Below are 21090 nucleotides of genomic sequence, written 5' to 3'. Positions count from 1 at the left end.
AAACGATTGCAGAAACGCATAAGACGCCTGCCCTTAACAAAGGGGGCGCCCGGGCTTATACGCATCCCGGTAGCATTCAGACGATCAGGCACCAGCCATGTCCACACGGCAATCCGTCAAAGTTCCCTGCGTGATGATGCGCGGCGGTACCTCCCGCGGCCCGTACTTTCTGGCGGATGACTTGCCGTCCGATCCGGCCGCGCGCGACGCCATCCTGATCTCGGTCATGGGCGCGGGTCATCCGCTTGAAATCGATGGCATCGGCGGCGGCAACCCTGTCACCAGCAAAGTCGCGATTGTCAGCCGCTCGAAGCGCCCGGATGCGGATGTCGATTACCTGTTCGCGCAGGTCAGCGTGCGCGAGCGCGCGGTCGATACCTCGCCCAATTGCGGCAACATGCTTTCGGGCGTCGGCCCCTTCGCCATTGAGGCGGGGCTTGTTCCGGCCAAGAACGGCGTCACCGCCTTGCGCATCTTCAACGTCAATACCGGCAAGGTGATCGAGGTCGAGGTGCAAACGCCGAATGGCCGCGTCACCTATATCGGCGATGCGTCGATCTCCGGCGTGCCCGGCACCGCCGCGCCAATCCTGATGACCTTCCTCGATTCAGCAGGCTCGAAAACCGGCGCGCTGCTGCCGACCGGCAAGCCACTCGACAGGTTCGAAGGCATCGATGTCTCCTGCGTCGATGCAGCGATGCCGGTGATCATCGTGCGTGCGAGCGACATGGGCAAGACCGGCTACGAGACGTATACCGAACTCAATGCCGACAAGAATTTCTTCGCGCGGCTGGAAAAGATCCGCATCACCGCCGGCACAGCGATGGGCATTGCCAATGTCGCCGACAAGGTGATCCCGAAGCCGATCATGATTGCGCCGGGCAAGGATGGCGCAACGCTCACGGTGCGTTACTTCATGCCGCATGATTGCCATCCGGCTTTGGCGATCACCGGCTCGGTGGCGCTGGCCAGCGCCTGCGCCACGCCCGGCACATTGGCCGCCGAGATGTGCGGCGCCGTGACGTTGCCGGCAACGCTGTCCTTCGCACATCCGTCCGGCAAGCTCGACGTGGTCGCTGACAAAGGCGATGGCGCAGCACCGAAGGTTTCGGTCGTGCGCACCGCGCGCCGCTTGTTTGAAGGTTTTGCGTTTGCTGAGGTCGATTCAGCTCTTTTGCGGCAAAGCGAACGTTCGGCGGCCTGAGAATTGCTCCCCTCGTCCGCTCGTCCCCACGAAGGCGGGGACCCAGAGCCACGAACCCAGTTCGCTCGGATGCATTCTGGATTCCCGCTGGAGCCTGTCATCGGGCCGCGCTTTGCGCGGACCCGGCGGCGAGGAATGAGCGGAGAGTGTTGGTTTCAATACAACGAATCGCTAGAGCGATCGCGCTTCACTCCACTTTCAATCCGATCGCCTCAATCATGGTGCGCCACTTCTTGATCTCCGCACGGAACATCGCCTCCGATGCCGGTTGATCGAGATAGATCGGCTCGAAGCCAAGCTCCTGAAGCTTCGCGCCGATCGCCGGCTCCTTCAGGATTTCGGTGATCGCCTCGTTCAGTTTGACCGCAATTTCCTTCGGCGTCTTGGCCGGAACGAAGAAGCCGGTCCAGGCGAACGCAGTGAACCCGGGATACCCGCTTTCCGAATAGGTCGGCACGTCCGGAAGCAAGGCCATCCGCTTGTCGGCCGCAACGGCAAGGCCGCGCAACTTGCCTGCTTTCACTGGCGCAGCAGCACCGGCCGCCGGCGGCGTTGCCACCAGCGGAATCTGGTTGCCGAGCGCCGCCGCGACGGCTGGAGCGCCGCCCTGGAACGGAATATGCGTCGTCGGGATCTTCGCGATATTCTGGAAGAAGTATTGCGTCGTGATGTAGGACGCACTGCCCGCACCAGCGGTGCCGAATTGCGCCGACGTCGAACGCGAACTGTCGATGAATTCCTTCAGCGTTTTCGCGCCACCCGCAGGCGCGGAAATCATCTCCGGCGACAACGCCGCAATCGAGACGGCGATAAAATCGTCCGCGACATAACCACGCTTGGTGAAGACGGTTTCATTGATCGCAAGCGAGGTTGTGCCGCCGAGAATGGTGTAGCCATCGGCGTCGCTCGTCGCGACCCGGCGATGCGCGATATTGCCGGCGGCACCGGCGCGGTTTTCAACCACGACCGTCTGACCGAGTTTCTCCTGCAATCTCTGGCCAACAAGGCGCGAGATCACATCGATCAAGCCGCCCGGCGCGAACCCGACCAGAATGGTGATCGGCTTGTTCGGATAGCCTTGCGCCCATGATGTGTTGGGCGAGGAGAGAACCAGCAATGCGCCGATCGCCGCAACAGCAATCGCGCGACTCTTGCGCGATGAGGCTTTCGCCGATCGCTTTTGTTGAAATGTCAGGTCTCGCACGTCGTCGTCCTCCCAAAATTTTATTTTTTTGAATTCAGAATCAAGGTTGATCTGCCGAAACGCGATGGGATCAACCTTGATCTCTGCCGCAATCAATCGATCGATATGCCCGCCTTCTTGATCACGTCGGCCCAGCGGGCCGATTCCGTCTTCATCATCGCGGCGAACTCCTCAGGCGTATTGCCGATCGGCTCAGCGCCTTCATTCTCCAATCTTTCCTTCACGATGCCGGCCTTGATCGCCGCCACCGTCGCGTCGCGCAACTTTTCGGTGACTGCCTTTGGCGTGCCCTTCGGCACGACAAAGCCGTACCAGGCGGCCGCCTCATAAGTCGGCCATCCACTTTCGGCGACGGACGGCACATTCGGGAATTTCTTGGTCCGGTCTTTCGACGTCACTGCGAGAACGTTCACCGATCCGCCTTCGATCAGCCCCTGCACCGACGGCACTGTCGTCACCATGAAATCGGTGCGTCCCGCAAGCAGGTCGTTCAGCGCCGGACCGGCGCCACGATAGGGGATATGGACCGCATCGAATTTTGCCGTCTGCGCCAGCAAGACTGTCGCGAGATGGCTCGCCGAACCATTGCCGGCGGAGCCGTAGGTCAGCTTGCCCGGATTCTTCTGGCCAAAGCCAACGAGGTCCTTGATCGTCTTGTAGGGCGAGTCCTTTGGTGTCACCACCACAAGCGGCGCGGCCGTGATCAGCGTAACGGGGTCGAAAGCCGTCAATGGATCGACTTTCACATTCTTGAACAGATGCGGATTGACGACCATCGGGCCCTGATTGGCCATCAGCACCGTATAGCCGTCCGGTGCTGACGTCGAAGCCTGCGCGGTGATGACATTGCCGCCGGCGGAGCCGTTATTTTCAACAATGATACTCTGGCCGATCTTCTCGCCGGCCCCTTGCGCCACCAGACGCGCAATCGCGTCCGTTCCGCCGCCCGCGGCATACGGAACGAGCAGCCGGATCGGCCGTGACGGGTAGCTGTCCTGCGCAAGAGCGCTGCCGAACGGCAGAGTCAGCAGCATGGCCGTGACGAGAAGCGGGCTGCAGAGACGTTGGTGACGCATAAGCATGATTGGCGTTTCCCTTGTGGTTTCTTGTCGGCTGGCACAACAGTGCGTGCATCAGGATCGTCGTGTTGCCTTGAAATATCGGGCGGACAATGCGCGCAAGAACCACGCGTAAAAAAGCAGTTTCTCCAAGATGCCCGCCGAGGTGGCGGGGCAGCGGGTCCCGAGATAGCGATTTTTTGGCCCGCTTTACAAGCGAAATCAGCCGCAGGCCGCCTTGCGCACTTTGCAGGTCCGCGTGAATTCATACGAAGAAAAAAGTTCACTCAATCTTCGCCTTCGCGGCGGCCGAGAGCGCGTCAAACCATGGAAAGCGAATTTTGCCGACCGCCTGCAAATGAATTCTGGCCAACTCGACGACAACGGCTGAAAAGAAGGCCGATGGCACATTGAGCTCGGTCTCGCCGTCGATGATCGTCACGTCTGATGGACCGTTCTCGCCGTGATCCGGATCGTCATAGGTGATCGTGTAGAACGCTCCGCCCACGACGCGATGATCGCAAAGACTTTCCAGCAACTCGGCCGGCCTGAGCTTCCATAGGACTGTGAGAGCGTCGGCAAGCAGTTGAAAGCCGGGATGAGCGCCATCGATGGTGACAACGATGTGCGCCGGCTCCACGTCGAAAGCGACGGTGAAGACAACGCCATCGACACTGAAGTCGCGTGCCGCACGTTCACGCGGCAGCATCTGCTTTGCGCTGTCCCTTTGCTCGTCGAGATATTCACAGAACGTGCACACGCGGTGTCCATCCTCGATATCGCGGTAACCGCCACACCCGGGACAAAAGGTTCTCGTTCTCATCCGATGGCTCTGGAAATGGTGCTCATCTCACTTCAAAACCGCTTGGTCGCAATTTTCATCGTTAACTCCAGCCCCATTTGCAGCCCCGCCGTCTGAAACACAGGAGCCCTCTATCGTCGATGACGCGACGTGATCAATATCGGCAAAGGCAATGTGTCAGTTCGGCGCAGATGCCTGCAAGTCACATGCGGCACGTTTCGAATGACTGATGCGCGAACATTCACGTTGCTGCCGAAATCGCATCATTGCATGCTGGCCTGCAGCGAGGACGTCGGGGAGCATCCTGGATATGGGGCGGTGGCTGACCAAGAGCGCAAGCTTGTGCGCGAACTTGGGCGCAATCCTGTGCGCGGGCTTTGCCATTGTCTTGCTCACTGCAAATGGCACCGCCGCATCGGAGGCCGGTTCGGCATGCGGTTCCGCGGCCCTCGGCAAGGCCCGTGTCGTCGCGATACCGGACAGCCGTACAGTCGGCCTTGATGACGGCCGGCTGGTGAAACTGGCCGGTATCGAGTGGACGGTTTCACCGGATACCGCCAAAGCTACCCTATCCGAATTGATGCTGGACCAGCCCATTTCGCTGAAAGGCACCGCCACTCCGGACCGGTATGGGCGTATTCATGCTTTCCCATCCGTTAGTGGCTCGGAAACCCCTGTTCAGTATGCCTTGCTAGAGCGGGGAATGGCCGTCATGGGCGGCCGGCCTGGGGATAAAGCCTGCGTCGACGCCCTCCTTGGCCGGGAACGGGCGGCCCGCGCGGCGCGGCTGGGTCTATGGAACTCGGGGGAGCGCCAGCACAGTGCGGATGCCCCAAACATGGTCTTGAGAGATCGGGGCCAGTTTGCGATTGTGTCGGGACGGGTGTTGTCAGTCCGCGAGAGCGGCCGTCTCATCTATGTGAATTTCGGACGGCGGTGGTCCGAAGACTTCACCGTCACAATTGCGAAACGAAACGAGCCGACCTTTACTCAAGGAGGTCTGGCGCCGAAATCGCTCTCCGGCCGGGACGTCCGGGTGCGCGGTTTTGTCGAGGAGCGGTCTGGCCCGTGGATCGAAGCCACGCGGCCCGAGCAATTCGAAGTGAGCGCGAAATAGCCGTTGCGATCCGAGGGGGATGTAAGATTTTGTCGCGTGCCTACCAGAAAAGTCCGAAAGCGGTTTTGACAGCAGCGGCGCTGGCCCTGGTGCTGGCATCCTGTTCGGGCGGTCAGCAGGTGGGACGACAGATCACCCTGCCCGATCCGCCCGTCGAAAAGCCCGAAACCCTGACGCCCGCGCAGCGCGAGCATCGGCGTATCCTCGCGGCCTATGGCGGCGCCTATAACAACCCGAAGCTCGAAGAATCGCTGAACCGCACCGTCGAAAAGCTGGTGGCCGCGTCGGAACGCCCTGACCTGCATTACAAGGTCACCATCCTCAATTCCCCGGCCATCAATGCTTTCGCGCTGCCGACCGGACAGCTTTACGTGACGCGCGGTTTGCTGGCGCTCGCCAACGACACCTCGGAACTCGCCTCGGTGCTGTCGCACGAAATGGCGCATGTCATTGCCCGCCACGCCGCCATCCGCGAGGACCAGATCCGCCAGGCCGCAATGGTCAATCGCGTCGCCAGCGACGTGCTGGGCGATCAGCAGATGGGCGCGCTGGCACTGGCCAAATCCAAGATCGCCTTGGCCACCTTCTCGCGCGGTCAGGAATTCGAAGCCGATGGCATCGGTGTCGGCATTTCCTCGCGCGCCGGTTATGATCCCTTTGGCGCGACACGCTTTCTGACATCGATGGGCCGCAGCGCCGAGTTGCGCGCCGGCAGTTCAAAGCCGGATTCGCGCAATATGGAATTCCTGTCGTCGCATCCGGCAACGCCGGAACGCGTCGCCAATGCGACGCTCAATGCACGGCAATATTCCGCGCCGGGACCGGGCTCGCAGGACCGGCAGTCCTATCTGTCGCTGCTCGACGGCCTGACCTATGGCGAGGACCCGAGCGAAGGCTTCGTGCGCGGCCGCCGTTTCGTGCATCCGAAGCTTGGTTTCACGTTCACCGCCCCGGACGGCTTCGTGCTCGAGAACACGCCGCAGGCGGTGTTCGGCATCAAGGATGGCGGCGACCTCGCTCTGCGGCTCGACGTCGTGCGCATTCCCGCCGATCAGAAGCTGACTGACTACCTGCAATCGGGCTGGATCGAGAATATCGATGCCGCCTCGATTGAAGAGGTCAGGATCAATGGCTTCAAGGGCGTGACCGGCACCGCCAACGGCGACCCCTGGGGCTTCCGTCTTTATGCGATCCGCTTCGGCAGCGAGGTCTATCGCTTCATCTTCGCGGCGAAGAACAAGACGCCGGAGATCGACAAACATTTCCGCGAAGCCGTCAACAGCTTCCGCCGCATGAGCGTGGCCGAATCCCGCTCGGCCAGGCCGCTGCGCCTGAAGATCGTCACCGTCGGTCCGCGCGACACGGTCGAGAAACTGGCGAGCCAGATGGGCTATGCTGACCGCCAGCTCGAACGCTTCCGCGTCCTGAACGGGCTGGATGTGAATGACAAGCTGAAGCCGGGCGATCTGGTGAAGCTGGTCGTCGAATAAACGGCCGCCGGTGGCTCGCGCTATTTGACCTCGAACGGAAAAATCACTTTCCAGTCGCTCTTCATGCTGATCAGCGGCCAGCCATTCTTGGCGGCCGCGTCCAGTCCCTTGTCGAGTCTTCCGATCTGCGATTTGCGGTCATAGGCATATTCCCGCTCGGCATCGTCGTGATGGACATAGAGGCCAAGACGCACGCCTGAGCCGGCCGTCGTGTATTGCAGCATCTGCAAATCGCCATCGGAATTGCCGAAGGCGATGATCGGCTGGCGCCCGATAGACATGGAGATGCCGACGGGCTTGCCGGGCCCGTCGTCAATGAACTGAACCTTTGGCGTCTTGAACAATTCCGGCTTGCCATTCTTGCCGAGACGAAATTCGATCACACCCGACGAACCGACGATCTGCTCTGGCGGAATGCCATAAGAGGCCGGTGCCCATGGCCGCATGAAATCGACACCTCCACCGGAGACGATAAAGGTCTTGAAGCCGTTGGCGCGCAAATAATTCAGCACTTCCACCATCGGCTGGTAGATGAGTTCGTTATAGGGTCGCTTGAAGCGTGGATGTCGTGCGACCTTGATCCAGTCGCGTACCTCTTGTTCGAACTGGCTGACCGTCATTCCGGAATGTGTCGCGGCAATCACGGCAAGAAGTCCCTTCTCGCCGGCCGTCGCCGCCGTTTTCACATCGCCCTGCAGCAGCGCTTTGAACGGCTGCTTGGTTTTCCATTCCGGATGCTGAGGCGCCATCACCTTCACGCGATCGAACGCGAAGGCCATCTGGACATAGAACGGCTGCTCGCACCAAAGCGTGCCGTCATTGTCGAAGGTGGCGATCCGCTCCGGTACGGGCACAAAATCCGGCCCGCCCTCCTTCGTGACGCGACCGACGAGTTCAATGATTGCCTTTTTTGGAACGCCGTCGTTCCACGACGGCAACGGATCGGTCTGGGCTTTCGCCGAGACAGTGCCAAAAACAATGAACAGGGATACGAGAAACAGCCTCAGCATCAAGAACATTCGCATCGCTCGCTCCTCTCACCCTCCGAGGCACCTCGCGTTGTCGTCTCGTTTGGCCCACACACGCAAGCGGACGCCCCGCTCGGGGCGCCCGTTTTCTCGAATCGCGGTCTGACGTTTGCGACTGGTCGCTGCGGCCGGCAGTCCTGGCCTGCTTCATGGGCCGCCGCATCACCGGCAAACATCCAAACTACTGGCTGGGGTGTGTCGGCATCTTTTTGAGCTCCTCCATCACCTGATCGAGGTTGTAGCTCGCGGGATCCTGAAGGGGGGGAAACTCCTTGTAGGATTCCAGCTCCTTGAGCCACAGCGCCTGGCCGATGGGCAGCAGATTCCAGTCGTAGATGAAAGCCGTCACCGGCCCGGCGAGCGCGCCGCTGAACCAGAAACCCGCCTTTTTCTCCGTGCCCCACGACGTCTCGAAGGGATCGCGCTTGAGGTTTACGACGCCGGCTGCGAACTGAGTCTGGACTCCCGGCAAGAGGAAGCCCGTCGCAGTTTCCGGCGCGATGGCGAAATACATCTTCCAGTTCTTGTAGCGCACCGCCGACGGATGCTTGCTGGAATAGTAGAAGAACGTGTCGCGCGCCGACTTTTCCGAACGACCGCTAAGATACTCGATCTGGTTCACGCCATCGAGCTTGGTCTTGACGATGCCGGGATAGCTGCCGGCCATGATCCGCTTGTTCAGCGCATCGCCCTTGTCTCCGCCCGCGATCTCGACCAGCGTGGGCAGCCAGTCGAGCGACGCGAAGATGTCGTTCTTGACCGTGCCCGGCTTGATGACGCCCGGCCAGCGCATGACTGCCGGAGCGCGCATGCCGCCTTCCCAGGTGTTCATCTTTGAGCCCTTGAACGGCGTGATGCCACCGTCCGGGAAGGTGAAGGTCTCGGCGCCGTTGTCGGTCGTAAACACGACGATGGTGTTGTCGAGCTGCCCCATGTCTTCGAGCTTTTTCAGCACATAGCCGATGTTGTCGTCCATCTGCTTCATGCCGGCTTCATTGACGCCCCAGTCCTTGCCACCCGGCTCGCCCACCATGGCCATGTATTTGTCATTCAGCACGGTCGTGACGTGCATGCGCGCCGGATTGTACCAGACGAAGAACGGCTTGTTGGTCTTCTTCGGGTCGTTGCGGTCGAGGAAGTCGATGACCTTGGCCGAGATTTCCTCGTCCACGCCCTTCGATCGCTCGAGCGTGAGCGGACCCTGGTCGACACACATCTGGGTCTTGGATGACCCGTCTGACTTGCAATGCAAGACATTGCGCGGAGGCGTCAGGCAGATCGTGGTTTTCGGATCGACTGCGCCCGGCACTTCCGGGATGCCGGGGATCGGCGTGTTCCGGCACGGCGGCGCCACCGTCTGCTGGGTTGGGGTCTTGTTGATGTCCTGGAAGCTCACACCCTGCATCGCGTCGAGGTGATACAGGTAGCCCCAGTATTCCTGGAAGCCGTGCGCGGTCGGCAGCGAGTCGGTGTGATCGCCGAGATGGTTTTTGCCGAACTCGCCGGTGTTGTAACCGAGGTCGAGCAGGAATTTGGCAATGGCCGGCGTGCCGGGCCGCAGATAGGACGGGCTGCCGGGCAGTTGCGGCGGGATCATGCCGGTGCGCAGCGGATTCATGCCGGTGAAGAAGGCATTGCGCCCCGCCGTGCAGCTCTGCTCGGCGTAATAATGCATGAACACCGCGCCTTCGTTGCCGATGCGATCGATATTCGGTGTCTCTCCCACCATCAGGCCACGGTGATAGATGCCCGGCTGCATCCAGCCGATATCGTCGCCCATGATGAACAGGATATTGGGTCTCTGTTGTGGCTGAGGTGCCTGCGCTTGCGCATCCGTCCACACCGGCAAAGCAACCGACATCAGCGCAGCAGCCCCGATCAGCGCTGCGCTTGCTCGCAGGCACCAATTTGTTTTGGTGTGTTGTGCCCTTTGTGAGACTCTTGCCAACTTTCCAATAGACAGGCAGCTAGGCATTGCGCATTCCTCCCTGTTGATTGTCGTGGCAGGCTAGATTCGTGTGACGCACCTGAATCCGACGTGACTTGTCGATGTATCGACCGGCTCAGCATGCCGCGCAGCGGGCCGATAGCGTCGGCAGTAATTTGGCGCGCATAAATGCGAGCCACCCTTTAAAACTTTGCGTGGGATTTTAATGTTCGGCTGGCAGGGATCGTAGCTGCCGTCCTCGCGCGCGCCGCGCGGGTTTTCCGGAATGCAGCAGGCTTTCGGCGCATCGGCTTCGTGTTTTGGCGCATACCAATCGGATGTCCATTCCCAGACATTGCCGATCATGTCGTGAAGGCCATAACCATTCGGGGAAAAGGCTTTCACCGGCGACGTGCGCGCGAACCCATCGACGTTCAGGTTTTCGTGCGGGAAATTGCCCTGCCAGGTATTGGCACGATGCTCGCCATTCGGTGTGAATTCTTCACCCCACGCATATTCGGCGCCATCGAGACCGCCGCGCGCTGCGAATTCCCATTCGGCCTCCGTCGGCAGATCCTTGCCGGCCCAGTGCGCATAGGCGAATGCGTCGGCATAAGCCACATGCACCACCGGATGATTGTCGAGACCGTTGATGTTGCTTTTCGGCCCGTAAGGGTGCCGCCAGTTGGCGCCCTTCAGAAATTGCCACCACTGACTCCAGTCGCGCAGATTCACGGGATGCGACGGCGGCGAAAACACCAGCGAGCCGGCATAGAGCATGTGCGGCAGCGCGCCCGGATAATCCTTCGGGTCGGGCATCGTCTCGGCGACGGTCACATGGCCGGTCGCTTTGACGAAATCCTTGAATTGCCGGTTGGTCACCGGCGTGACATCGATCCAGAAACTGCTGACGGTGACGCGATGGACCGGCGCCTCTTCGGGATAATGCCGGTCCGACCCCATGCGAAAGGTGCCGCCTTCAATGCAGCACATTCCCGAGACGCAACTGGACGTCCGAAGCTCGGTTACCGTCATGGAGCACCCGTGGAATATCGCACTCTAGCAGTGCTCGCGTCCGAGCAACGCGGTTTCTACGAGGTGTAGCAATCACAATCTTTGGAAGTTTCTTCTTCGGCTTAGAATAGTTTTCTAAAATCACGACTTGTTGCTGCACCGCAAGGTCGCTTGCGCATAAGGGAAGCCGGTTAGAGCATGATGCCGAAAAGTGCGAAGCGGTTTTCGGACAACATCATGCTCGATGGATTGGAATCGATCAGAACAACGCAGACCAATGAAAAAGCCCGGTGCGAACACCGGGCTTTTTTGCAGAATAACAAGCAGAGCAGAGCGGATCAGGCCGCTTCATCCTCCACGGATTCGCTGTCATCGGCGTCCGCATCGGCGTCAGCCGCAGCGCCTTCAGCCGGCTTCGGTCCGCGGCGCGGGCCTTTCGCGAGCGCGCCTTCGATTTCCTTCACCGCTTCGGTCTCGGTAATGTGCTGCACGGCCGAGATTTCGCGCGACAGACGGTCCAGCGCCGCCTCATAAAGCTGGCGTTCTGAGTAGGACTGCTCCGGCTGCTGCTCGGAGCGGTACAGGTCGCGCACCACTTCGGCGATGGCGACGATGTCGCCGGAATTGATCTTTGCCTCGTATTCCTGCGCACGGCGCGACCACATGGTACGCTTGATGCGGGCGCGGCCCTTCAGGGTCTCCAGAGCGCGCTTCACCATGGCCGGCTCGGACAATTTGCGCATGCCAACCGAGGCGATCTTCGCCGTCGGGACGCGCAGGGTCATCTTGTCCTTCACGAAATTGATGACAAACAGTTCAAGCTTGGCGCCAGCCACTTCCTGCTCTTCGATCGCCATGATCTGGCCCACGCCATGGGCCGGATAGACGACGAATTCAGTGGTCTTGAAGCCCTGACGTTGAGTGGTGGCCTTCTTATTAACAGTCATTCCGGAGGTCGCTCCTTCACCGGCCGGTTTCGGCCGGCTGGTTGCCTTAGCCACGGGAGCCCCACGGCCAGCGTGCCGCGAAGCCGTTGAGGTCCGCCGGGTTGCGGCGGAGGCTTTTTTCGCCCGGCGCTTGCTGTCGCTGGACGCTTTCTTGCTCTTTGAACGCGATTTATCTGCCACGGGTCGCGCGCGTGATAAAAATCACGCTCCTTCTATGACGGCTTCCTCCGGAACGGACCCGAAAATTGCGTGCTCCCCGAAAGGGGTTCGGTTATGTCGTTCCTATGACGCTTGTATAACACATTTTCCGTAAAAATCAATGTGTTAACGCGCTGCGAAGCCCGCCAGCGGCGATTTCGACGGCAAAAATCAGGCGAAAAGATTAAGAAGGATAGCCTGGGAAGCTTTCAATTGCCGGTACCGGGTTCCGGAGAAAAATATTGCTCCTTGCCCTCCACGCCTTCCCATTCCTTGTGGTCGGCCGGCGGCTCCTTCTTGGCGGTAATATTCGGCCAGACCTTGGCATATTCGGCATTGAGCGAAAGCCACTTCTCCAAGCCCGGATCGGTATCCGGCTTGATCGCCTCGACGGGGCATTCCGGCTCACAGACGCCGCAATCGATACACTCGTCAGGATGGATGACGAGCATGTTCTCGCCCTCGTAGAAGCAATCGACGGGGCACACTTCCACGCAGTCCATGAACTTGCAGCGGATGCAACTATCGTTGACGACGTAAGTCATTCTAACTCCAGACAGGCGCAGCATTTTGTCCCTAGCTTAAGGGTTACCGCCACGCAAGGCACTGCATTTGCGAACCGTCAATGATCATTATCAGGTCGCTTGAGCCTGACAATATCGCGCCGCTCGCGTTTGTTCGGGCGCCGGGTCGCGGCCTCAGGTTCAACCGTCGGATTTCCCTGTTGAACCGGCGCAACCACCTGCAGATCCTCATATAGGAGGGTGGCATCGGTTGCGGAACCACGACGCTCCGAAAAGCCCGTCACTTTCAGGATTTTGATTGTGTCGAATGCAATGGTGACCACGTCGCCGATCCGCACGGCACGGCTCGCAGCATCGATGCGGGCGCCATTGATCCGGATGAGACCACCACCGACCAGTCCTGCTGCCGCGGTGCGCGTGCGGACCACACGCGCATGCCACAGCCACTTGTCGATACGCTGCCGATCCAATCGTTAGCGGCGCTCCTTGGAATCCGCCTCAAGCTGAGCCTTCAGGGCCGCAAGCTTTGCAAAAGGCGAATTGGGATCCGGCTCTTTCTCGCGCCGATCGGGACGCGGACGTGCGTCCTGACGATGACCACCGCCCGGCTTGCCATGACGCTGGCCTTCGTGGCGTTGACCTTCATGTCGCGGGCCGCCTTCAGGCCGCCCGTGACGCTGATGACGGTCCTTGCGCGGCGGACGCGGCCCCCTCTGGCGCTGCTCCGACCGATTGTCCTGACGCGGCGTCTCTGCCGCTGCATCAGCCGCTTGTACCGGCAATCCGTCAGCGGGAGCAGCAACCGCTTGCCCTTCAGCTTGCCGCGGCGCCCCGCGATTGTCGCGGCGATGGTGGCGCCCCTGCGGACGCCGCTCACGTTGCTCGAAGCGACCCGGACGCCACACCTCAATCAGTTCGGGCTCGGCTGGTGCTGCTGCCGTTTCAGCGGTCGCTTCCGCGTTGAGAACGATCTCAGCAGTGTCAGCCGTCTCCGGCGCGGGTTCAGACGAAACAACATCAGCCTCTGAGGCAACGGCAGGCTGAGCGGTAACGACAGGTTCGGCAGGAACGACCGGCTCTGCGGCTACGACTTGCGCGGGTTCTTCGGCAGTGACCGCCTCAGCGGTGACTACCGGTTCGCTCGCCACGGTCTCGGCAACAGGCGCTGCATCGACGATGGCCGCTTCCGCGGCCGGTGTTTCGACAGCGTCGGCAGTTTCGCCATTCAAAACGCTTTCGGCACTGCCGTCTGCATTGTCGGATGGCTGAACTGCGTCTGCGGTCTGGGCGGGCTCCGACGGCGAAGATGCAACCGGCTCGGCCGGTTTCGGTCGCCGCTCCATGCGATAGCCGAGTGAACGCAGGATCGACGCGAAATCTTCGCCGGAAGAACCGACCAGCGACGTCATACCGACTGTCACCGTAAAGCCGGTACCATCAAGCGCGCCGGGCGGTTTGATGCCTGGCGAATTGTCGCGCCACGCCAGTGCCGGACGAATGAGGTCGGCCAATCGCTCCAGGATATCGACGCGGACCGCGCGCTCGCCGGCCACGCGATAACCGGCAACGCGATACAAGTTCTTCTGGATGTCCTTGTTGGCCGGAATCGATGTGCGGCCGCTCGACGCGAGCTGCTGGACATCATCGAGCCCACGCATGTCGCCGTTGTCGTGCTTGATGGCGTAGAGCAGCGTCGCCAGCGTCCGCGGCGCCGGCTTCAGCAATTGCGGGATGTAGATGTGATAGGCGCCGAAGCGGACGCTGTATTTCCGCAGGCTCGCGCGGGATGGCTGATCGAGCCCCTTCACGTCCTCGGCGACCTTTTGCCGCTCCAGCACGCCCAGATCCTCGATCAGACGATAAGCGATGCCGCGAGCGATACCGATGACATCTTCGGCCGCAGCAAGTGCCGTCAACGGTCCGAGCAGCTTGTCGATATGCGCCTTGGTCCAAAGATCGAGCCGCGCCTGTACCTGTTCGCGCGGCGTGCCGGTCAATTGCTCATCAGCAAGAATGCGAATCCGCGGCCGCATGACCTCTTCGCCGGCAACCAGCTTGGCAACAGCGTCGCCAGTCCAGCGGATCGTGCCGTCCGACGTCAGAACGAATTGCTCGTCCGGCGCCTGGGACAGCCGATTGGCCCGTGTGTCGATTTCTCCAGCCAGCGCCTTCTGCGCAGCGGCATGCAAGGCCTTGGCCTCGGAGCCGCCGGCCGATGGGTCTGCAGCAAAGCGAAAGCCTTCGAGACGTCCGACCAGATGGCCCTCGACCGTAACGTCGCCAGTCTTTGAAATTTCACTATCCAATGTTGTGTTCTCGCGCAGTCGCCGCATTAACACGCTTGTGCGGCGATCGACAAAGCGGGCCGTAAGGCGTTCGTGTAACGCATCCGACAATTTGTCCTCAACGGCGCGCGTAACGCCTTGCCAATGATCGGGATCGGCGAGCCAATCCGGCCTGTTGGCAACAAACGTCCAGGTTCGTACATGCGCAATCCGTGTGGAGAGAGAGTCGATATCGCCTTCGGTATGATCCGCCTGTGCCACCTGGCGAGCGAACCAGTCATCCGGGATTTTACCCTCTCTCATCAAAAATCCATAGAGGGTCGTGACAAGTTCGGCATGATTGGCTGGTGCGATCTTCCGGTAATCTGGAACCTGGCAGGCCTCCCATAGCCGCTCGACGGCCATCCGTGTTTTCGCCAGCGCTCGGATGTCCTCATCGCGCGCAGCATGTTCAAGAATAAGGATATCCTCGGCGAGCGGTGCGCGCGTCAGACCCGTTTCGGTGGGCACCTCCGACAACGAAGCCTGTAATGCGCCTATCGAGGCAAAGTCGAGAGCTGAATTGCGCCACTGCAGCAACTTCAGCGGTTCGAAAGAATGGCTCTCGAGTTGCCGCACGAGTTCGTCGTCGAAGGGCGCACAGCGGCCGGTCGTCCCGAATGTGCCATCTCGCGTCGCGCGGCCCGCACGGCCCGCAATCTGCGCCAGTTCGGCGGGATTGAGGTTGCGGAATTGATAGCCGTCGAATTTGCGGTCGGACGCAAAGGCAACGTGATCAACATCGAGGTTGAGACCCATCCCGATGGCATCAGTCGCAATGAGATAATCCACATCGCCGGATTGATAGAGTGCCACTTGCGCATTGCGTGTTCGTGGCGAAAGCGCACCCAGCACCACCGCTGCGCCGCCACGCTGGCGTCGAATCAATTCCGCGATTGCGTAAACCTCATCAGCGGAGAATGCGACGATGGCGGACCGGCTGGGCAGCCGGGTCATCTTTCGGTCACCGGCAAAGGTAAGCTGCGACAATCTCGGCCGCGAAATGATATTCGCACCGGGTAGTAGCCGCTCAACCATGGGCCGCACGGTGGCGGCGCCGAGAATCAACGTTTCTTCGCGCCCGCGACGATTGAGAATGCGGTCGGTGAACACATGCCCGCGCTCGAAATCAGCGGCGATCTGGATTTCGTCGATAGCAATGAAGGCCGGATCGATATCCTGCGGCATCGCCTCGACGGTCGATACCCAGTAGCGCGGATTGGCCGGCTTGATCTTCTCTTCACCGGTGATCAGCGCGACGGAATCCGGGCCGATCCGCGCCGCGACCTTATTGTAAACCTCTCGCGCCAGAAGCCGCAGCGGCAGCCCGATAATGCCGGACGAATGCGCCAGCATCCGCTCGATCGCCAGATGGGTCTTTCCGGTATTGGTCGGTCCGAGCACGGCGGTGACGCCGGCACCACGCATGCGGGCGTCGCTTCGAGGGCCAGGCGAAAAGGAAATGGGCATCAGTGATCCGAAAACCGAAGCGTGAGGGCGGGTCAGTTAATTGTCAGGAGATGCTTCCGGTTGCGATCACATCACCACCAATGGCGCGGTCTGTACCACAACGCAACACCTGGAGCCGCTTTTTGCTCCCGCCATGACGGGTTGGAACGAGTCTGGAACGAATCGCGGCCGAATCGCCGACTTAGGCAGTGTTCGCGTTCGTTCACCGCGACATGTAGCATAAATCCAAGGAACTCCCCTAGATCGAGTGTTTTGTCTCGTTTGCGGTGGTCCCAAAGTCAGCTCACGCAGGACTGCGGCGGAGTCCAGAGCAACCTCAAAGAGTCAAGGCTCGCTCTCCGTCCACGAATGTGGAGAACAGCGGGGATAAAACAAGACGGCTATTGCATCTTGATGCTGGCGCGGGTTGGACGCGGCATGACATTGAAGCTGGTCGCCTCCATCACGCCGAGCCCGAGCGGCGTCGGCACCTGAACCCGGATCGGCACCATGACCCGGGTGCCGCCGATCGGCACCAGCCACGTTTCCATGTCACGCTGATCGATCAGGTACTTGATCGCCGCGCGGCTCGGCACGTGGCCAGCAAGCGGCGCGAAATAGATCGCACATACCAGTGCAGGCCCCGCATAGCCGGGCACCTTCACCTGCTCCATCCGCTTGTAGGCCAGCGTCAGATCGTAGCGCATCCGGCCATCGAAAATGGGCGTGTGCTGGCGGCAGACTTCCGGTTTCATCAGATTCCCGTTCCCGGATATTCGCAGCAACGAACCCGTCATGGGGTCGAAAACATTGCGCTTGTGCGCGTCGGTCACCGGAACACGATCCGGCGGTTCCGGGGCCGCTGGCACAATCGACACGTCCTTGACCGTGCCGTCATTGAGCTTCAACCGTACGTCTTCAGTTTTTTTGCCGCTTTTGATCGAGATGGCGTAGCGGGCCGGCACGAATTGATCGTTCTTGATCGTGCCGCGGGACTCCCCGCTGCCCCGCCCGGAGCTGAAAATGCGGGCAAGACCGGATGTCGCGCCGCTGGCGGCGACAGAGAACTGGTCTTCGCCGACGTCGATCACCCAGGATCCCTCGCCGAGCTTGATCCCGGCCAGCGTCACCGCATAACGGGCGTCGAGCTTGGCCTGAGCCTCCGCCTGACCAGCGGCAGCCATACCGAGAATGACCCCCGCCACCACCGTCCGGTAGAAATTCTTCAGTCGAATTGGCACCCGGCACCCTCATCGCCCGGTTCTGGGCGGTCCGGCAGGGCCGCCCCATACGGTAAACGATTCGCCACCAATGCGCCGATTGTATGGTTCCGCCCGCTTCCTTGCCTTGACGCCCCGGCCCGGCCTCTTTATACGTCCGCGGCCTAGCAGACATCCCATGAAGGCCATTGTGCCCTCGGCGCGGCCTCGAACTATTAGGATTTTGACCATGTCGCGGAAGTGCGACCTGACCGGCAAAGCGGCACAGACCGGTCACAAGGTGAGCCATTCGAACCGCAAAACCAAGCGGCGGTTCCTGCCGAATCTTGTCAACGTGACGCTGACCTCCGATACGCTCAATCGCTCGGTGCGCTTCCGTATTTCGGCCAATGCGCTGAAGACAGTCGACCATCGCGGCGGTCTCGACGCATTCCTGGCCAAGGCCAAGGATGTCGAACTGTCACCGAAGGCCCTCGAGTTGAAGCGCCAGCTTGAGAAGAAGCTCGCCACAGCGAGCTGACAGCCCTCTTCGTTCTGATTTGGCCCCATCGCCCGCGAAAGCGGGCGATTGTTTTTGCACGTTCAATTCCTGGAGGCGGACGCGCCATCGCGATCCAGCAGCGTGAATTGCAGCAGGATCGTCCGCTGGATCATCGAGAAATTATCGTCCGACACTAGCGTCAGCACGGTTTCGCCCTTGGCGGTGCGGGACACGCTCAGGCCCTCCATATTGTCGATCTCGAAGCCCATGTCGGCGGAGATCAGCTTCGTCCCTTCCAGCACAGCGCCCGAAACAACATCGGCCAGCGGGATGCTGCGAATGCGCATCGCCACACCACGGCGCCATGAAAAGGATCGCTCGAGGACCAACAACTGCGAATTCGGCGCCACCGCGCAATCGGCGACATCAAAATCGTCGCTCCGCTTGACCGAAAACACTCCAGGCTTCGGTCCGCCGATCAGGAAGCCGCGAATGTTGTGGGCGTCATCGAGACCGCGTTCGGAAATGGCAACCAGCGCACCGGCCAGCGACGATCCCTTTGGCATGGCCTGAAGACATTCGAGGCCAAGGTTGCTTGGCAGCTTGGCGATCTCCGGCAATGCCGGAACCAGCGTTCCCCGGGACAGCAGACCACGCTTGGCGTAATCGAATTTCAGGATGCGATGCACGCGCTCCAGCGCGACATAGGCAAAGCCTCCATCTTCGGCCAAAGCTTCGGCATCGTACCAGCCGCGCGCCGTGATCGGCCGTCCGTCGCTGTAGAGCATCGGCGCGATCTCCCCATCGGCAATGCCGGTCGGTGCCTCGCCCCGATAGGTGATGCGGCCACGAACCCAGAAGCCACGATCGGTGACGGCCAGAAAACGACTGCCATCGGCAGCTACACGAAGGGAAGAGAGACCCCCGAATTGCTTGTGCGGCGACGACAGCACAAGACCACCGCGAAAGATCAGCGAGCCGAACTGTTTCTTCGCCGGCTCACGCGGATCGAAGGCTTCGATCGGTGTGGCGCGGATATCGATTTTGGTCGGCACAAGGCTGCCAGCCGGTGCCGGCGCGCCTTGCGCGTAAACAAGAGAAAGTGCGCCACACAACAAAAAAAGCGCTGCCACGAGCAGCGCCCAGCCCCTTTGATTTTTCGTCACGAATGCAACCTGCGGGGCGGCCCTCGCCGCGGAATAATGGGCTCGCGACCGTCTTCCTCGAACAATTCGGCGAGTTTCTCGGTCATGGCTCCGCCCAGTTCTTCGGCATCGACGATCGTCACCGCCCGGCGATAATAGCGGGTCACGTCATGGCCGATACCGATCGCAATCAGTTCGATTGGCGAGCGGGTTTCGATCTCCTCAATGATCCAGCGCAGATGCCGTTCAAGATAGTTGCCGGAATTGACCGACAGGGTGGAGTCGTCCACCGGCGCACCATCCGAAATCATCATCAGAATACGGCGCTGTTCGCTGCGCGCCAGCAGACGGCGATAGGCCCAGTTCAGCGCCTCGCCATCGATATTTTCCTTCAGGAGTCCCTCGCGCATCATCAAACCGAGGTTTTTGCGCGCACGCCGCCATGGCGCATCGGCTTCCTTGTAGATGATATGACGCAGATCGTTCAGACGGCCGGGATTCGGCGGCTTGCCGGCGGCGAGCCACGCTTCGCGCGATTGCCCGCCCTTCCAAGCGCGGGTCGTAAAGCCCAGAATCTCGACCTTCACACCGCAGCGCTCCAGCGTCCGCGCCAGAATGTCGGCGCACGTCGCCGCCACCGTGATCGGGCGCCCGCGCATCGACCCGGAATTGTCCAGCAGCAGGGTGACGACGGTATCGCGGAAATTCGTGTCCTTTTCGCGCTTGAACGACAGCGGATGCATCGGATCGACGATGATGCGTGACAGGCGCGCCGGATCGAGCATGCCCTCTTCGAGGTCAAATTCCCACGCTCTGTTCTGCTGCGCCATCAGCCGGCGTTGCAGCCGGTTGGCCAGACGCGCGACCACCCCCTGCAAATGCGATAATTGCTTGTCGAGATAGCTGCGCAGGCGGTCCAGTTCTTCCGGTTCGCAGAGATCTTCCGCCGAGATTTCCTCATCGAATTTGGTGACAAAAGCGCCGTATTCCGGGCCGCGATATTCGTTGTGACCGGAACGCGGCCGCCACGGCTCCGATGGCGTTTCGGAATCGCCCATATCGGCGTCGTCATTCATATCCGAGCTTGGCGCATCGGCCGCTTCCGCTGTCGCCTCTTCGGCATCCTCGGAAGAGGCTTCCGCCTCCTCGACCGACATGCGCTGCATATCTTCGGATTCTGAAGATTCGCCTTCCTCACCATCCTCATTCTGGCGGCGATCATCTTCGTTCTGTTCGGAATCCTCGTCGTTTTCCTCGGAATCGCGATTGCGATCCTCGCCCATGTCGAGCGAATCAAGGAGGTCGTGAATGGCATCGCCAAAGCGCGCCTGATCCTCCATCACGAATTCCAGGCGATCGAGGCCGCGTCCCGCCTTGTCCTCAATGATCGGGCGCCACAGGTCGACGAGTTTCCTGGCGGCAGGCGGCGGAATCTGCCCCGTCAGCCGTTCGCGCACCATCATGGCGATCGCTTCTTCGATCGGCGCATCAGCCCGGTCGGTGATGTCGTCAAATTTTCCGCGATGGAATTTGTCATCGAGCATCGCGGTCAGATTCTTGGCGACACCCGCCATGCGCCGCGAACCGATGGCTTCGACCCGCGCCTGTTCGACGGCGTCGAAAATTGCACGCGCCTGCTGCCCGCCGGGGATCAGTTTGCGGTGCACGCCGGGATCGTGACAGGCGAGCTTCAGCGCAACTGCGTCGGCATGACCGCGCACGATCGCGGCTTCAGCACGCGTCAGTTTACGAGCTGGCTCCGGCAGACGAATCTTGTTGCCGATGAGCCCGGGCCGCTCGGCCGCAAACGCGACCTCGATATCCGGCTTCTTGGCAATGGCGCGCAAGCATCCCGTCACCGCCCGCTTGAACGGTTCAGCGGGCGATTCCTTGGGAGACGGCTTTGCTTTGTAGTTCGAGGACATTTGGCTTCTTCTTCCTCTCCCGACTCTAACAGG

General features: G+C 60.8%; 17 protein-coding genes. 4 read left to right on the top strand and 13 right to left on the bottom strand.

Annotated elements, in window-relative coordinates; genetic code table 11:
* The first annotated feature begins 97 nt into the window (after positions 1-97).
* Entirely contained in the window at positions 98-1204 is a 1107-nt protein-coding gene (locus CAK95_RS10615) for a 4-oxalomesaconate tautomerase (RefSeq protein ID WP_086087891.1), read from the top strand.
* A gap of 187 nt (positions 1205-1391) precedes the next feature.
* Here CAK95_RS10615 and CAK95_RS10610 read toward each other — a convergent pair whose 3' ends face one another.
* The 3 genes from CAK95_RS10610 to CAK95_RS10600 form a co-directional block, all read right to left on the bottom strand.
* Complete coding sequence (locus CAK95_RS10610; RefSeq protein WP_157699586.1) at positions 1392-2408, bottom strand: Bug family tripartite tricarboxylate transporter substrate binding protein; 1017 nt, start codon at positions 2406-2408, stop codon at positions 1392-1394.
* A 92-nt stretch (positions 2409-2500) separates the two neighbouring features.
* The gene (locus tag CAK95_RS10605) at positions 2501-3490 is read right to left on the bottom strand and encodes a Bug family tripartite tricarboxylate transporter substrate binding protein (RefSeq protein ID WP_245303704.1); all 990 of its coding nucleotides are present in this window, start codon (positions 3488-3490) and stop codon (positions 2501-2503) included.
* A 259-nt stretch (positions 3491-3749) separates the two neighbouring features.
* Positions 3750-4226, bottom strand: coding sequence for a hypothetical protein (locus CAK95_RS10600; RefSeq protein ID WP_147413621.1), 477 nt, complete (start codon positions 4224-4226; stop codon positions 3750-3752).
* 352 nt (positions 4227-4578) lie between these two features.
* Between CAK95_RS10600 and CAK95_RS29895 the strand changes: the two genes are divergently transcribed.
* Both CAK95_RS29895 and CAK95_RS10590 read left to right on the top strand, forming a co-directional pair.
* A complete protein-coding gene (locus CAK95_RS29895) occupies positions 4579-5385 on the top strand; it encodes a thermonuclease family protein (RefSeq protein ID WP_157699585.1) in 807 nt (268 codons plus the stop codon).
* A 26-nt stretch (positions 5386-5411) separates the two neighbouring features.
* Positions 5412-6875: a M48 family metalloprotease gene (locus tag CAK95_RS10590; RefSeq protein WP_086091335.1), complete on the top strand. Its 1464-nt coding sequence runs from the start codon at positions 5412-5414 to the stop codon at positions 6873-6875.
* Between the two features lie 20 nt (positions 6876-6895).
* On the opposite strand, the gene CAK95_RS10585 is transcribed toward CAK95_RS10590, so the two are convergent.
* The 8 genes from CAK95_RS10585 to CAK95_RS10550 all read right to left on the bottom strand — a co-directional run bounded on the left by CAK95_RS10585 (position 6896) and on the right by CAK95_RS10550 (position 17527).
* Complete coding sequence (locus tag CAK95_RS10585) at positions 6896-7894, bottom strand: HAD family hydrolase (RefSeq protein ID WP_086087887.1); 999 nt, start codon at positions 7892-7894, stop codon at positions 6896-6898.
* 190 nt (positions 7895-8084) lie between these two features.
* Positions 8085-9764: an arylsulfatase gene (locus CAK95_RS10580; protein WP_086087886.1), complete on the bottom strand. Its 1680-nt coding sequence runs from the start codon at positions 9762-9764 to the stop codon at positions 8085-8087.
* 147 nt (positions 9765-9911) lie between these two features.
* Positions 9912-10865 carry a formylglycine-generating enzyme family protein gene (locus CAK95_RS10575; RefSeq protein WP_086087885.1) on the bottom strand — a complete coding sequence of 318 codons (954 nt, stop codon included), beginning with the start codon at positions 10863-10865 and terminating at the stop codon, positions 9912-9914.
* A gap of 317 nt (positions 10866-11182) precedes the next feature.
* The gene (locus CAK95_RS10570) at positions 11183-11971 is read right to left on the bottom strand and encodes a CarD family transcriptional regulator (RefSeq protein WP_120265396.1); all 789 of its coding nucleotides are present in this window, start codon (positions 11969-11971) and stop codon (positions 11183-11185) included.
* A 227-nt stretch (positions 11972-12198) separates the two neighbouring features.
* Positions 12199-12534, bottom strand: a complete 336-nt coding sequence (fdxA, locus tag CAK95_RS10565) for a ferredoxin FdxA (RefSeq protein WP_086087884.1) — start codon at positions 12532-12534, stop codon at positions 12199-12201.
* Positions 12535-12611: 77 nt separating this feature from the next.
* Complete coding sequence (locus CAK95_RS10560; protein ID WP_086087883.1) at positions 12612-12983, bottom strand: RNA-binding S4 domain-containing protein; 372 nt, start codon at positions 12981-12983, stop codon at positions 12612-12614.
* Positions 12984-12986: 3 nt separating this feature from the next.
* Positions 12987-16307: a helicase-related protein gene (locus CAK95_RS10555; protein WP_086087882.1), complete on the bottom strand. Its 3321-nt coding sequence runs from the start codon at positions 16305-16307 to the stop codon at positions 12987-12989.
* A gap of 380 nt (positions 16308-16687) precedes the next feature.
* Positions 16688-17527, bottom strand: coding sequence for a DUF3108 domain-containing protein (locus CAK95_RS10550; RefSeq protein WP_245303703.1), 840 nt, complete (start codon positions 17525-17527; stop codon positions 16688-16690).
* 208 nt (positions 17528-17735) lie between these two features.
* On the opposite strand from CAK95_RS10550, the gene rpmB reads away from it, so the two are divergent.
* The gene (gene rpmB, locus CAK95_RS10545) at positions 17736-18026 is read left to right on the top strand and encodes a 50S ribosomal protein L28 (RefSeq protein ID WP_086087881.1); all 291 of its coding nucleotides are present in this window, start codon (positions 17736-17738) and stop codon (positions 18024-18026) included.
* A 62-nt stretch (positions 18027-18088) separates the two neighbouring features.
* Here rpmB and CAK95_RS10540 read toward each other — a convergent pair whose 3' ends face one another.
* Both CAK95_RS10540 and cobT read right to left on the bottom strand, forming a co-directional pair.
* Complete coding sequence (locus tag CAK95_RS10540) at positions 18089-19120, bottom strand: esterase-like activity of phytase family protein (RefSeq protein ID WP_245303702.1); 1032 nt, start codon at positions 19118-19120, stop codon at positions 18089-18091.
* Between the two features lie 29 nt (positions 19121-19149).
* Entirely contained in the window at positions 19150-21057 is a 1908-nt protein-coding gene (gene cobT / locus CAK95_RS10535) for a cobaltochelatase subunit CobT (protein WP_086087880.1), read from the bottom strand.
* Positions 21058-21090: the final 33 nt, after the last annotated feature.

The sequence above is a fragment of the Pseudorhodoplanes sinuspersici genome (assembly GCF_002119765.1).
Classification (GTDB): domain Bacteria; phylum Pseudomonadota; class Alphaproteobacteria; order Rhizobiales; family Xanthobacteraceae; genus Pseudorhodoplanes; species Pseudorhodoplanes sinuspersici.
Note: the sequence above shows the minus strand (reverse complement) of the source record. Positions and strands in the feature narration are given on the sequence as shown.

What these genes read in the sequence shown, in the direction of transcription:
- CAK95_RS10575 (WP_086087885.1), bottom strand. Translation starts at nt 10,865, where the DNA reads ATGACGGTAACCGAGCTTCGGACGTCCAGTTGCGTCTCGGGAATGTGC.
- rpmB (WP_086087881.1), top strand. Translation starts at nt 17,736, where the DNA reads ATGTCGCGGAAGTGCGACCTGACCGGCAAAGCGGCACAGACCGGTCAC.
- CAK95_RS10605 (WP_245303704.1), bottom strand. Translation starts at nt 3,490, where the DNA reads ATGCTTATGCGTCACCAACGTCTCTGCAGCCCGCTTCTCGTCACGGCC.
- CAK95_RS10555 (WP_086087882.1), bottom strand. Translation starts at nt 16,307, where the DNA reads ATGCCCATTTCCTTTTCGCCTGGCCCTCGAAGCGACGCCCGCATGCGT.
- CAK95_RS29895 (WP_157699585.1), top strand. Translation starts at nt 4,579, where the DNA reads ATGGGGCGGTGGCTGACCAAGAGCGCAAGCTTGTGCGCGAACTTGGGC.
- CAK95_RS10615 (WP_086087891.1), top strand. Translation starts at nt 98, where the DNA reads ATGTCCACACGGCAATCCGTCAAAGTTCCCTGCGTGATGATGCGCGGC.
- fdxA (WP_086087884.1), bottom strand. Translation starts at nt 12,534, where the DNA reads ATGACTTACGTCGTCAACGATAGTTGCATCCGCTGCAAGTTCATGGAC.
- CAK95_RS10585 (WP_086087887.1), bottom strand. Translation starts at nt 7,894, where the DNA reads ATGTTCTTGATGCTGAGGCTGTTTCTCGTATCCCTGTTCATTGTTTTT.
- cobT (WP_086087880.1), bottom strand. Translation starts at nt 21,057, where the DNA reads ATGTCCTCGAACTACAAAGCAAAGCCGTCTCCCAAGGAATCGCCCGCT.
- CAK95_RS10580 (WP_086087886.1), bottom strand. Translation starts at nt 9,764, where the DNA reads ATGTCGGTTGCTTTGCCGGTGTGGACGGATGCGCAAGCGCAGGCACCT.